Origin of the sequence: Jonesia denitrificans DSM 20603, from assembly GCF_000024065.1 — a bacterium.
Classification (GTDB): domain Bacteria; phylum Actinomycetota; class Actinomycetes; order Actinomycetales; family Cellulomonadaceae; genus Jonesia; species Jonesia denitrificans.
The window spans coordinates 750,018-763,609 of sequence record NC_013174.1 but is presented as its reverse complement, the minus strand read 5'-3'; the positions used below and the strand labels follow the sequence as shown (position 1 = coordinate 763,609).

Here is a 13,592-nt window from a genome sequence, read left to right as displayed (position 1 = left end):
GAAGGGAATGTCACTCAGTCGCAGCCCACGATAGGTAGTCGACTGTGAGGCCACGAAACTCAGGCGCAACTCGATCGGTCACGGGAATCAGCAGCCCTGCGCGCTGTTCAAAGACACCAATATCCGGGTGGATGGGCGTGTACATTCCCTCACCAGTGTCCTCAAGGAGGAGAACCAGCGACTCGCCCAGTTCCGAGAGCGCAACCCCCTGCGGGTCAATGTAGGTCACTCCCTTGTACGTCCCACCGATTTGGGACACTGTCATGGTGTCCCCACCACGCACAGTGTCACCATTGATCACTGTTGATACTTCCACTGTGTACATAGTGGCGACGATACGGGCACCGGAATCAATCGATGTCGCCACCCCGCGCACCCCGCCGCGTGAACTTTTCACTTGCCGCGGCTCAAGGAGTTCGACACGCGAATCCAGGACACGAGCAACGACAATCGCATCAGAGGCTTCCTGCGCGTCAGCCAATGACGCGTAGGAGGGATATTCCGCACTCACCGTGATTTCTTTCGTGGCGGTGTGCGTCATCAACATCCATGCGGTGACACCAACCACAGCCCCCAGGAGCGCAGTGAGCGCAACCAACTGCGCAGGTGTGCGGGGACGAAGTGCCATGGTGACCGCTTTCTTGTGGAATGCTCTGTCACTAGGACTATGTGTCAACTGGATGAAAGATGACACCGGGAGCACTCCCCAACACAGGGGGTTGATGGACTTCCTTGCCGACGCCGATCCCCACACTACTGGCAGGACAGAATAAAACCGCTGGTCATGACGCATACGACCAGCGGTTTTGGGAAGAGAACATCCCCTTCCACCTGCGGTGGTATCAAGTCCCCATCGCGTCACGGACAAAAGCGATGACCGCATCGGCAATCAGCTGAACAGCGATCGCAGCAAGCAACAACCCAGCGATGCGGGTCACAAGAATAGTGCCCGACTCACCAAGCAGGCGGTGAATGACACCTGCGAAACGCATCGAAACCCACAGCGTCAGACAGATCGCAGCAAATCCCACGGCAAGCGCAAACCAATCAGCCGAAGCATCAGCTCGCTGCACAAAAAGCATCGACGCGACAATGGCGCCAGGCCCAGCCAACAGCGGCGTGCCCAACGGCACGAGGGCAACGTTGACGTTCTTGTTCGACGGACTGTCCGCTTCTTCTTCCATCTTCCCGGTCAGCAACTGCATCGCAATGAGAAGCAACAGCAATCCACCAGAAGCCTGAAGCGCTGGAAGAGAAATGTGCATGTAGGTCAATAACTGCTGACCAAAAGCCGCAAAAGCAAGGATCACCCCGGCTGCAACAGCAATTGCGGTTCGTGCTGCCCCTGCGCGCTGCTTCGCCGTCATTGACCCGGTCAACCCCAGGAAGATCGGTACCGTCCCCGGAGGGTCCATGATGACAAAGAGAGTTACATACACCTCAATGAGAAGGCGAATGTCAATAATGTCGTTCACGGTCGGACCACTGCGCCCATGCCACGCTCCTCTATCTGTGCAAACACCGTCTGAGTGGTGGTGTTTTCGCCAAGACGGTTCGGTTTACCGTCTCCGTGATAGTCGCTCGACCCTGTGATGAGGACTCCGCGACGACGTGCGATCTCGGTGAGTCGCTCGCGTTGATGGGGCGGATTGTCACGGTGGTGGATTTCAAGTCCGTCAAGCCCGGCGTCGATCATACCGTTGATCGTATGGTCACCAACAACTTCACCACGCGCGCTGGCACCGGGGTGAGCAAACACAGACACCCCACCTGCCTGCGCGATCATCTCAACAGCCTCAATGACATCAGGGGCGTAGTGATGAACGTAATAAGGGCTAGACGTAGTCAAAAGGGTGTCAAACGCAGCACTGCGGTGAGGAACCACCCCCACGGCAACAAGCGCATCAGCAATGTGAGGTCGACCCACTGTTGTCCCTGGTTGCGTTTGGTCTAGCACCACATCCCACGTAATGGGAAAGTCCTCAGCAAGCCGCTCCACCATGAGCCGCGCCCGGTCTCGGCGCGCAGTGACAACCCGCGTCTCATGAGCACGAATACGCTCGTGTGTGGGGTCATGAAGGTAAGCAAGAATGTGCACCGAAATGCCATGGTACTTGGCAGAGATCTCACACCCAGGCACGAAAATGAGGCCAAGATCACGAGCCTGTCGGGCAGCCGCTTCCCACCCCAACGTGGAGTCATGGTCGGTGAGGGCCACAACATCCAAGCCGGCACTGTGCGCATCGCGCATGACCTGTTCCGGAGAGTCCGTGCCATCAGAAACATGGGAGTGGGTGTGAAGGTCAATGCGCACCTCCCCACTATACGGCGGGCAGTGAGAGACTGGTGGGTATGGCTACGGAACACACATCGGCGCGATCCGCCGACACACCAACAGACATTTCTGACCGCGTGAATAACAGGTCCCACCGACCACAGTCGCAACGCTTCGCTGAGTTCATGACATCAGGCTGGGCACCGCGGGCCGACTTAGGGATCACACCACGGGCGGTCAGCGCCTTCACTGCTGCGCGGCGAGAAGCTGTCTCCCACCGCTTCCCCGGAGAGCGTCTGGTCATTCCCGCCGGTTCGCTTAAGGTTCGGTCCAATGACACGGACTATCGGTTCCGTCCGCACAGTGGGTTTGCCCACCTCACGGGGTTCGGTACCGATGAGGAACCCGATGCTGTCTTGGTGCTCGACCCCACATTCGACGACCAGGGGACCCCCAGCGGGCACGAGGCACTCCTGTTTGTCCGGCCACTGGCAAGCCGAGACTCACAAGAGTTCTACGCCGATTCTCGGTACGGCGAATTTTGGGTGGGAGCGCGCCCCACGTTGGACGATGTCACCACTGCAAGCGGGATACGGGCAGTACACATCGACACGCTTTCAGACGTGTTAGCCAAAGACCTGGGCGTCAGCCACGTGCGGTTACGTGTGGTGCGCGACGTGGATGCCGCGGTGGAAGCGCTCGTGACGTTGCTGCGGGAACAAGCTGGTCTTGACCAGGACCATGCGCAGTCCACAGAACTCGATGACGCACTTCTCGAGGCGCTGTCTGAAGTGCGGTTAGTGAAAGATGAGTACGAAATCGAGCAAATGCAGCTGGCCGTTGATGAAACAATCGCTGGATTTGCCGATGTGGTCAAGGCGCTGCCTCGAGCCGTTGAGCACCGGCGTGGTGAGCGCGTCATTGAAACCGTCTTTGGCGCCCATGCTCGCCTTGAAGGCAACGGCCTTGGTTATGAGACGATCGCCGCGAGCGGCGATCACGCCACCACATTGCACTGGATCACCAATGACGGGCAGGTGCGCGAGGGCGACCTCGTCCTTGTTGACGCAGGCGTTGAGGTGGACTCACTGTACACCGCTGATATCACTCGCACGTTGCCTGTCTCCGGAACATTCACACAGGTACAGCGTCGTATTTACCAGGCCGTGCTCGATGCGGCTGACGCAGCATTTGAGGCTGCAGTACCAGGCGCGAAATTCTCTGATGTCCACGCAGCAGCCATGCAGGTGATTGCGACACGCTTGGAAGAATGGGGAATATTGCCGGTCCCGGCATCAGAGTCGCTCACACCGGAAGGTCAACAACACCGCCGGTGGATGGTGCACGGGACAAGTCACCACCTCGGTCTGGATGTGCACGACTGCGCCCAAGCGCGCCGTGACATGTACCTCGATGGTGTCCTGGAACCAGGCATGGTGTTCACCATTGAACCCGGCCTGTACTTTAAATCCGACGACCTGACCGTCCCTGCAGAATTCCGTGGCATTGGGGTGCGCATCGAAGATGACGTCCTCATCACCGCTGAGGGGAACCGCAATCTCAGTGCAGCACTCCCCCGGACAGTGGCCGATGTCGAGGCGTGGATGGCTGACCTGCTAGGTAACGCCTAACGATCACGGAGCGCGGAATGGGTTGTTCGGTGCTTGTACTTCCGGATCGCCTGTTCCGCGCTCGCCAGCCTCAGAGTGTTCTGCAGGTGTCACATCGTCACTCACCGTGTCAGCACTGGGCGCTGTCGATGCGCTACGGGCGCGCTGAGTGGCCGCTTGCTGGCGTCTCGCAGCGTCAATTGCCTCACCGTAGGTGCGTGGGGGGCTGGCAGGTTCTGATGCTGCTTCTGGGGTGTCTACGGGGACAGCCGGCGCCTGGGGGGAGTTCGTGGGGGTCACCGGTGGCCCAGATGTGTCCCCCGCTGGTGTGGTGCTTGCACGCGGTGTCGGCGAAAGAGCGCCCAGGTCACCGGCGTTTCCTTTACTCCGCAACAGTTGCAATGCTTGCCCCGAGATCTCCCCTGAGCACAGGAGAACATACCGCGCTGCGACGATCTGGCTCTGCGAGGTAAAGTCCCGCTTCCCGCCGGTCAACGCGTAGGACAGAACCGAAAATAACAGACCAAAAGCTCCACCAATCATGATGGCCGCAAAGATCGCGAGGCCGGTACCGTCCGGGCTAAATAACGACAGCAGCAACCCAACAAACAAACCAAACCATGCACCAGAAGCAAACCCTGCCGCAGCGACACGTGGATAAGTGAGCCGACCTGTCACCCGCTCCACCATGTGCAGATCATGCCCAACAATGGTCACCTTACGCACATCAAAACCCTCATCAGAAAGGGAATCGACAGCTTTTTGCGCGGCAAGGTATGTTGAATACGTTGCAATGGGTTCACCACTAGGCATCGTGGGGACCTTCGGCGGAGTGGCAGGTGACATCATACTCATAAGCTCTATTGTCCCCCAGGAACCTGGGATCTGCCCGACAACCTCCTCAGAGACCATGTGACACCGTCCACTCACCGCGTGCTCACCCGGTCAAGAACTCAAAAGCCACGTAGTCTAATGACGTGAACAGCACTGGAACCCAAATCTATGTGGCAAAACTCGCTGGCACACCCGTCTTTGACCCTCTGGGTGACCAAGTAGGGCGGGTGCGCGATGTGGTTGTCCTCCTCCGCCTCACCCGCGCCCCACGCGTGGTCGGGCTCGTTGTTGAGGTCCCCGGCAAACGGCGAGTATTCCTCCCCATGACCCGAGTCACCACCATTGACTCCGGTCAGGTCATCTCCACCGGTCTCCTCAACATGCGACGCTTCGAACAACGAGCCACCGAAACCCTTATCCTCGGTGAACTCCTTGACCGCAACGTCACCCTCAAAGACGGCTCGGGAAACGCCCTCATCGAGGATGTCGCCATCGAACGCACCCGGACCGGTGATTGGAACATCACTCGAGTCTTCGTCCGTCGCACTGATGGCCGAACCACTGGTCTTCTCCGTCGGCGGGGCGAAACCCTCATCGTCGACATTGACGCTGTCCAAGGTCTCGAATACACCACCGCCGAACAAGGCGCAGCCTCACTCCTCGCCGCTCACGCTGATAAAAAACCCGCCGACCTCGCGGACCTACTCCACGAACTTGGCGACGTACGACGCGTCGAAGTCGCAACCGCACTGGACGACCCCCGACTCGCCGACGTGCTCGAGGAACTCCCCGAAGACGACCAAGTCGCGATCTTGTCGGCTCTCCCCACAGAACGTGCCGCCAACGTCCTTGAACTCATGCAACCTGACGACGCCGCCGACCTCCTCCATGAGCTCCCCGACGACCAAGCTGCCCAACTCCTTGAAGCCATGGAACCAGAGGAAGCACGCGATGTGCGCCGACTCCTCGCCTACGACGAAAACACCGCCGGCGGGATGATGACAACCGACCCCGTCATCCTCGCCCCCGAAACACCCATCGCCCAGGCCCTCGCTCACATCCGCAGACAGGACCTCCCCCCGGCCCTCGCATCGACAGTATTTGTTGTCCGCCCACCCCTAGAAACGCCCACCGGGCGGTTCCTTGGAGTTGCCCACTTCCAGCGACTCCTGCGAGAACCCCCCCACTCCCCTATTGGGGCCATCCTCGATACGGACATCGAACACGTCACCACCGATGCCCGACTCGGACACGTCGCCCGACTTTTCGCCGCCTACAACGCCCTGGCGCTACCCGTCCTCGACTCTGAGCGCAGGCTCCTGGGAGTCGTGTCCGTCGACGATATCCTCGACCACATGCTGCCCGATGACTGGCGCGAACAACCACACACATCGCTTGCTGACATGCGCGACGAGAAGGAGGGGACCCCCCATGGCTGAACGTCTCGACACGCCACGTGAGGCCCGCCGCCCCTGGTGGACACGCCCAAAAACACGCGGCAATGAGGACTCCTTCGGACACATCGCCGAAGCGATCGCCCGTTTCATGGGCACTCCCAAGTTCTTGTTTTACATGACCGTGTTCTGTGCTGCATGGCTGATCTGGAACTCGTGGGGTCCCATTGACTTCCGCTTCGACAAAGCAGCAAACGGTTTCACTGCGCTGACGCTTATGCTGTCAATCCAGGCATCTTACTCAGCCCCACTCATTTTGCTTGCCCAAAATCGACAAGCAGACCGTGATCGCGTCGCAGCAGAACAAGACCGGCAACGCGCAGAAAGGAACCTGTCTGACACTGAGTACTTGGCTCGTGAAATGGCATCCCTGCGCATCGCTATGGGGGAAGTTGCCACGCGTGACTTTGTACGCTCCGAACTGCGAGTCATCGTCGAGGAATTGCAGCGCTCCGCCCACGACGCTGTTGCTGATCGTGACGATGAGCAACCCGAGGACGATACACCCACCGACAGCGTGTAGCTGCGCACTACACTGGGGACATGTCTACCGTTCCTCACGCTGATCTAGTAGCGCGCATTCACGAGGCCATGTCGACGGTGATCGATCCTGAGATCCGCCGGCCCATTACTGAGCTTGACATGGTGAAATCTGTGTCGATTGCATCCGACGATGACAACGGGGCACACGTTGTTATCGCGATCAATCTCACTACCGAGGGTTGTCCCATGAAGTCAGCCATCGAGGAACGGGTCAGTGTCGCCGCACAAGGCATTGACGGCGTCGCACGCGTCACCGTGGAGTTAGGGGCCATGACCCCGGACCAACGCGAGGCCCTCAAAGTCAAGCTCCGCGGCTCCGCAACACCAGTCATTCCATTCACCCAACCAGGGAACCTCACCCGCATCTACGCCATCGCTTCAGGGAAGGGCGGCGTGGGAAAGTCAACGGTCACCGCCAACCTAGCGGCTGCAATGGCAGCTCAAGGGCTGTCTGTGGGAGTGATTGACGCAGACATTTACGGGTTTTCCATCCCTCGCCTATTAGGTGCTCGTTCAGTGCCCACCAAGGTGGGTTCCATGCTTTTGCCCCCGATCGCACACGAGGTCAAAGTGGTGTCGATCGGCATGTTTGTCCCAGCCGGACAACCTGTGGTGTGGCGCGGCCCGATGCTCCACCGGGCACTCGAACAGTTCCTCACTGACGTGTACTGGGGAGACCTTGACGTTCTTCTCCTTGATCTTCCCCCCGGCACCGGAGATATTGCTATATCGGTGGCGCAGCTGCTCCCCCACTCAGAGATCCTCACCATCACCACGCCTCAACTGGCGGCCTCTGAGGTTGCGGAAAGGGCCGGTTCCATCGCTTTGCAAACTCGGCAACCACTTGCTGGGGTTATTGAAAACATGTCGTGGTATGAACAACCAGACGGCACCCGGGTGCCACTGTTTGGGCAGGGAGGTGGGCAACAGGTCGCAGCATCGCTCACCACGGTGAGCGGGCGTGATGTCCCCCTCCTCGGGCAGATCCCCCTTGATATGACGTTGCGTGAAGACGGAGACGAGGGAACCCCGGTTGTTCTCGCACACCCCACATCCCCGGCTGCGGTGACCTTACGCGAGATCGCCTCCCAGTTAGGTCACCGCGAGCGCGGGTTGGCGGGGATGCGCCTTACCGTGACGCCGGTGTCAGGGAGTAGTCAATAACAAGTGGGGCGTGGTCGGACCAGCGTGTGTCGTAGGAGGGTGCGCGGTCCACGCGTGGGTATGAGGCGTGGGTGAAAAGTTCTGGTGTGGTGAGGTGGTAGTCAATGCGCCACCCTGAGTCGTTGTCGAATGCCTGGCCTCGGTTTGACCACCAGGTGTAGGGTCCTTCTTGTTCGCCCACGAGGTCGCGGTGGGTGTCGTGCCAGCCGGCGTCGAACCATTGGTCAAGGTAAGCACGTTCCTCTGGGAGAAACCCTGCGCTTTTCTTGTTTCCGCGCCAGTTTTTGATGTCGTTGTTCGTGTGGGCAATGTTGATGTCTCCGGCGACCAGGGCAAGGGAGTCGGGGGTGTTGAGTTCGGCGAGGCGGGTGGTGACCCTGTTGAGGTAGGAGTATTTCTCGTCCATTTTTGGGGTGCCTGCGGTCCCTGAGTGAATGTAGGCGGACACCACGGTCAGTGTGCGCCCGTGTTCGAGGGCGATGTCGGCTTCAACCCAGCGGCCGGTGTCGACGGGGATTTCTGGTTGTTGTGGTCCCAGACCGATGCGTGCGGCGATGATGTCGTGTCGGGTGGCGATGGCGACTCCGGCTCGTCCTTTGATGTCGCAGGCTTGTTGGACGAGGGACCACCCGTTGGAGAAGAACCCGTGGACGATGTCGTCGGGTGCACGGACTTCTTGCATGAGGATGATGTCTGGTTGTGCGGCGTCGATCCAGGCGGGCATTCCTTTGCGCCAGGCGGCGCGCAGGCCGTTCACGTTGACGGTTGCGATGGTGAGCATGGCCCCCATCATGTCGTAGCCCAGTGCGGCTGGGCAAACGGCCAGCACATGGCAGGTGCCAGGTGCTGCCGATGAAGGCTGCGACCTGGCACCTGTTGTGTGTGGTGTGTTAGCGCACGATGATGGTGCGAATGGTCTCTTGTGATCCCTTCGTGTTGGTGTCGCCGTCGTAGAGGGCAACGAGTTTCTTGTATGTTCCTCGTGGCAAATCGGTGAGTTCAACGGTGACGGTTGAACTGGACTTTTTACCTGGGGTGAGTTTGCCGGATGCGATCGTTGTGGTGCCATCTTTGATGGTGATGTCACCTGTGGGGGCGGCACCCTGCTTTTTCGCGGTGACTGTGATGACGACCTGGGCTGGTTTGTCTGTGGTCACTTTCCCGGGCTTGACCTTGGTGCGGACATCGCTGGTGTTTTTCGCGATGGTGACCTTGGTTTCGGGCGAAGTCGAACCACTGAATGTGGTGTCATCTGTGGCTGTGAACACTGCTGTGAGGCTGTGTGAACCTGCTGGGAGTGTCACGGTGAGGTGGGCACGGCCATTCTTGACCGGGCCGGTGGCGATGGTTTCACCATCAGCGACAATGTCCACTGTGCCGGTAACTTTCGGGGTTTTCTTTCCGTGGTGTGATCCTTTGCCACGGCCTTGCGCACCGTTGGTGGTGGCGTTCGTTGCAGGTGTGGCTTTCACCGTCACGGACATGCGGATGGGTGCTCCCGCATAGTGTTTCTTGCCGGTGTCGAGCGATGTTGTTGTCGTGTAGTCGGCTGCTGGGGGTGTGGAGTCTGCGGTCACGTCAATGGGAATGGTCACTGTTGTGCCAGATGGTTGCGCCGTGAAACGCACCTGTCCTGCACCTGCTGCACTGTCAGGTACCTCGAGTGCCACCTGTGCGGTTCCTCGTTGTTCTTGTGCGACCGTCACCTCGCCTGCTGTCACTGTGTCGTTGAGGTCTCCACCAAGGAATTCGACGGTCAGTCGTGTGTTGGCAGGAGAACCCAAGCTGGTGAGGTTGAGGTCGCTGACTGTGGTGGTCAGTGTGTCACCGGTTGTCACCGTGGTGGGTAGTGGGGACACTGAGACACCTTGTCGAGCGAAGTCAGGGGCGAGGTCCTTGTTCGCGGTGAGGTAAGCAATCCACGCTTCTCGGTCGATCAGACCGGAGTCTTTTGTGTTCGTTCCGTCTTTGAGGACGTGGAAGTTGTCGCCTCCTTGTGCGAGGAATGAGAATGTTCCGACAACATAGGTGCGCTGTGTATCGAGTGGTTGTCCGTCGATACTCACTGAGGTGATGCGGTCTCCTTCGTCACGGGATGCATCGAAGGTGTAGGTGACATTGTCGGAGAGTCCTAGCTGGAGGTAGGGCCTACTGGGTACTTCACCTGAGGCTGTGCGCTGCCATTGTTGTTCGAGGAGCGTTTTGACTTGTGCACCTGTGAGCGATGTTGTCCATAGGTTGTTGACAAATGGGAGGACGGCGTTTGCTTGCGCGTAGGTGATAACACCGTCATCACCGTAGAGTAGGTCTGCCCGTAATCCACCTGGGTTGACGACACCAAAATCTGCTCCGCCGCGTTCTGGGGTCTGGAGTGTGTCTCGCAACGAGTTCGCCACCAGTGTGCCGAGTGTGGACGCAGAGGAACGGTCGTCACGAGAGCCACCTGTGTAGATTCCGTCCACGTATTCCCCGTCGCGGTAGGCCGTGGTGATGTCAGCAGTGATGGACCCGACCTGACGCGCACCGACTTCTTGTGCATGAGCGAGGGCATCGTCAACGATCTGTGACACCTGTGCCACACGTGGGTAGGTGGCGATGAGTTCCGATGCGGGGGTTGTGGTGCGTGCGATATTGGTGGCACGTGCCGCAACAACCTCTTTTGTTGTGGTATCGAGCGTCAACACTGCCTGGCCAATGTGGTCACCGTAGGACCCTGTTTGGATGATGGGGCGTTCGGTGCCGTTGTTGTCTGCGAGCCAGGCGTACTGTTTGTGAGTGTGACCTGTGAAAATAGCATCAACTTCTGCGGAGGTGAGGGTCGCAATGTCAGCGAACACTCCCCCAGCGTCGATTTCTTCCTCGAGTGTTGATCCGTCAGGTGTTCCGGCACTTGCTCCTTCGTGGTAGAGCGCGACGATGACGTCAGCTTCACCGTTGGTGTCATCACCGTCAGTGAGCTGTTCGGCCACTCGGTTCACTGCATCGACTGGGTCACCGAACTCGATGTCTGCGATACCACCGGGGGTCACGAGGGAAGGAGTTTCCTCGGTGACCGCGCCAATCACCCCAACGGCAACTCCGTCAACGTCGATGACTGTGTACTCATCCAGTGCTGGGGTGGTTGTGCCCTTGGTGTAGACGTTGGCCCCAAGGTAGGGGAACTGTGACCATTCCTTGATTTGGGTGGTGAGGTGGTCGAAGGAGACGTCAAATTCGTGGTTCCCGACAGCTGATGCGGCAAGGTCGAGGGTGTTGAGCACATCGAGGGTGGGTTTGTCGTCTGCGACTGAGGAGGCAAACAGGGAGGCCCCAATGTTGTCTCCTGCGGAGAGGAACACTGTGGTGTCAGGGTGCTCACTGCGGGCTTCTTCAATGGTTCCTGCGAAGGCGACCGTGTTGGCGTCGATACGTCCGTGGAAATCGTTGATGTCCAAGATGTTGAGGTCAATTGTTGCTGGTGTTGTGGTTCCTGACCCTGCGGTGACCCCAACGATGACGGGGTCGTGGTCCGAGGAACGGTAGGCGTTGTTCTCGTAGAAGACGGTGCCGTGGTAGTTGTACCGGGAGTATTCCAGAGCAATGGACTCTGGGGCGTTGATGTTCCAGATGTCTGCGCCCGTGATCCGGTCTGCGAAGGAGTCGTTGTAAAGGATGTGGTCCAGCGACCCGGACAGCCCTTGATAGGAGTAGCTGGCTTTGTCGGGAGCGTGGGTTGCTGCCGCATTGGTGTACCCGGCATCGGACAGGACCGTCATGGGGTCTTCACGTGTGTAGGCGTTGAAGTCACCAGCGAGCGCTACATCGGTGATGGTGGTACCCGTTTCCTTCGCGATGGTGTCGAGCGCGGTGGGTACCCATTGGGTGAGAGCGGTTGCTTGGGCGACTCGTGATGCGTTAGAGGACCCTTGCCCATCACCTTGGTCGTCGTCACCGGGTAATGGACCTGCTGATCCTTTTGATTTGAAGTGGTTCACAACGTAGAAGAAGGGTTCACCGTCTGTGGCCGGGATGAAGGCTTGCCCGATGGGTTCACGGGCGTTGGAGAAGGCTTGTCCGGCCCCTGATTTGTCCCCTAGTGCCTGTGGTTGTCCCAGTAGTTCAACGTGGTCAACTTGGTAGATGATCGCGTTGGTGATGGCGTCTTGTTCGCTGGCTGGGGGAAGTTGCTGTGACGATGCGACTGCTGCCCATCGTTTTTCGCCTGCGGCTGCGTTGAGGGCAGCAACGAGGGTGGTGGTCGCTTCGTCGGTGTCTTCGCCAAGGGCTGCGGAGTTTTCGATTTCTAGCAGTCCGACGACGCTGGCGTCCAGTGCGTTAATCGCGGCGACTATTTTGTTTTGTTGCCGGGTGAAGCTTTCGGTGTCCCAGGCTCCGCGTGGGCCGTTGTCGCTGCAGGAGCGGGTAGTGATTGCTTGACCGTCTTTGTCTGTGTAGGACGAGCAGGTGTGTCCGGCGTTGATCCAGTCTTCACCAGTGGTGGTGAAGTAGTTAAGGACGTTGAACGATGCCAGGGTGATGTCTGCGTCACCGAGTGTTTCTTTGGTGGGTGCGTTGGTGCGGGTGTTTTTGACTGTAACGGGTTCATCACCAGGGGTGATGGCACTGGTGGGGTTAAGTTTCCAGGTGCCGTTGCGGTAGTCCACGACGACGGGTTCGTCGAAGGTGACTGGTGCCCCAACTCGCACTGGGTCAGTCACGGAGATGTAGGGGGGTGTGGCTGTTTTTGTGGAGAAGAAGTTCGTGGTGGCGCCGTCGTCGAGGACAACTGTGCGGGCAGCATTGTCGGATTCGACCCCTGCAGCGTCATCTGTCCCTGGGCGAGCCACATCGGTGGGCTGTTGCAGGGGGGTGTCACCGAAAGCGAGACCGAGTTCTCCGTATTGGTTGGTGGAGTAGGTGTTGGTGACGGTGAAGGGCGCGGACGGCTGGTAGAGCATGGATTCGAGACGTTCGCGTTCTTCATCGGTGCGCGGCCACTGCCCGGTGTAGGGCAGTGGTGCGTCAACTGACTCGTCCAGTGGTGTCACTGAGGGTTGTGATAGTTGGGTGAGTCCGTTGTATTCGCCGGCGGTTCCGGTCACTTCGACGTAGTCACCGACGGCGGGGAGGTTTGTGGAGGCGGCGTAGATGAAAAGTGCTTGTGAGGCGTTGTCTGTGTTGTCGCCGGTCCCTGGTGTTTGGATGATAAATCCGCGGAACCCACCGGTGGGGTAGCTCGCGGTGACGACCCCACGGGTGGTCACTTGTTGTCCAGCGAGTGGTGTCGCGTCGCCTGTTCCTTGGATCTGCGCGATGGGGGTGATTGTAGGGGTGGTGTTTGCTGTTGCGGACAGCGTACTGAGTGGAGTCGCGATGAGCGCTCCGGTCAGCAGGAGAGCTGCTGTGTGGCGCGTGCGCGGTGTGTATGTCATGGCGTTCCTTTGCCTGCACGGTGTGCTGTCAGTTCCCCGGTGGGTGTGGGGTGTCGATGTGGAACTTACGGTGGTCACGCGTCGTTGCGTTCACCGGAAAATGAACCTCTTGCGAAGTTCGTGATAATTTTCACTGCGCTCGGGGTTTTGTGCATCCATGCACCCCAACGTCAAGCGCTTCACCACACAATGTACGGGCTCTCCCCCTCCCCGTCTCCCTCGGGTGACGGGGAGAAGTCACCATACAGTTGTGGGGTGGGGTGCTTGTGCACCCCACCCCACAATTCACGTGGTCGCCTGA

10 protein-coding genes are annotated in these 13,592 nt (G+C 59.0%); 4 read left to right on the top strand and 6 right to left on the bottom strand.

The window, feature by feature from the left end; all coding sequences use genetic code 11:
- Window positions 1–10: 10 nt before the first annotated feature.
- From JDEN_RS03550 to JDEN_RS03540, 3 genes are all read right to left on the bottom strand, one after another.
- Complete coding sequence (locus tag JDEN_RS03550; protein WP_143713229.1) at window positions 11–628, bottom strand: hypothetical protein; 618 nt, start codon at window positions 626–628, stop codon at window positions 11–13.
- A 214-nt stretch (window positions 629–842) separates the two neighbouring features.
- A complete protein-coding gene (locus JDEN_RS03545) occupies window positions 843–1,475 on the bottom strand; it encodes a MarC family protein (RefSeq protein WP_015770997.1) in 633 nt (210 codons plus the stop codon).
- Window positions 1,472–2,314 carry a PHP domain-containing protein gene (locus JDEN_RS03540; RefSeq protein ID WP_015770996.1) on the bottom strand — a complete coding sequence of 281 codons (843 nt, stop codon included), beginning with the start codon at window positions 2,312–2,314 and terminating at the stop codon, window positions 1,472–1,474. Before JDEN_RS03540 ends, JDEN_RS03545 begins: the two co-directional genes overlap by 4 nt.
- 38 nt (window positions 2,315–2,352) lie before the next feature.
- Here JDEN_RS03540 and JDEN_RS03535 point away from each other — a divergent pair, with 38 nt between their 5' ends.
- On the top strand, window positions 2,353–3,906 hold the full coding sequence (locus tag JDEN_RS03535; RefSeq protein WP_015770995.1) for an aminopeptidase P family protein: 1,554 nt from the start codon (window positions 2,353–2,355) through the stop codon (window positions 3,904–3,906).
- A gap of 3 nt (window positions 3,907–3,909) precedes the next feature.
- Here the strand turns inward: JDEN_RS03535 and JDEN_RS13945 are convergent, their stop codons facing one another.
- On the bottom strand, window positions 3,910–4,698 hold the full coding sequence (locus JDEN_RS13945) for a YflT domain-containing protein (protein ID WP_174564710.1): 789 nt from the start codon (window positions 4,696–4,698) through the stop codon (window positions 3,910–3,912).
- Window positions 4,699–4,862: 164 nt separating this feature from the next.
- Here JDEN_RS13945 and JDEN_RS03525 point away from each other — a divergent pair, with 164 nt between their 5' ends.
- The 3 genes from JDEN_RS03525 to JDEN_RS03515 are packed head-to-tail and all read left to right on the top strand — an operon-like array spanning window position 4,863 to window position 7,880.
- Window positions 4,863–6,158: a magnesium transporter MgtE N-terminal domain-containing protein gene (locus JDEN_RS03525; protein WP_015770993.1), complete on the top strand. Its 1,296-nt coding sequence runs from the start codon at window positions 4,863–4,865 to the stop codon at window positions 6,156–6,158.
- Window positions 6,151–6,696 carry a DUF1003 domain-containing protein gene (locus tag JDEN_RS03520; RefSeq protein ID WP_015770992.1) on the top strand — a complete coding sequence of 182 codons (546 nt, stop codon included), beginning with the start codon at window positions 6,151–6,153 and terminating at the stop codon, window positions 6,694–6,696. The genes JDEN_RS03525 and JDEN_RS03520 overlap by 8 nt, the downstream gene beginning before the upstream one ends.
- 20 nt (window positions 6,697–6,716) lie before the next feature.
- Window positions 6,717–7,880 (top strand): Mrp/NBP35 family ATP-binding protein, encoded by a 1,164-nt coding sequence (locus JDEN_RS03515; RefSeq protein WP_015770991.1) that lies wholly within the window; start codon window positions 6,717–6,719, stop codon window positions 7,878–7,880.
- Here JDEN_RS03515 and JDEN_RS03510 read toward each other — a convergent pair.
- Together JDEN_RS03510 and JDEN_RS03505 are read right to left on the bottom strand one after the other, a co-directional pair.
- Window positions 7,846–8,661 carry an exodeoxyribonuclease III gene (locus tag JDEN_RS03510; RefSeq protein WP_041288124.1) on the bottom strand — a complete coding sequence of 272 codons (816 nt, stop codon included), beginning with the start codon at window positions 8,659–8,661 and terminating at the stop codon, window positions 7,846–7,848. The genes JDEN_RS03515 and JDEN_RS03510 overlap by 35 nt on opposite strands.
- A 109-nt stretch (window positions 8,662–8,770) precedes the next feature.
- Complete coding sequence (locus JDEN_RS03505) at window positions 8,771–13,291, bottom strand: ExeM/NucH family extracellular endonuclease (RefSeq protein WP_015770989.1); 4,521 nt, start codon at window positions 13,289–13,291, stop codon at window positions 8,771–8,773.
- Window positions 13,292–13,592 lie beyond the last annotated feature (301 nt).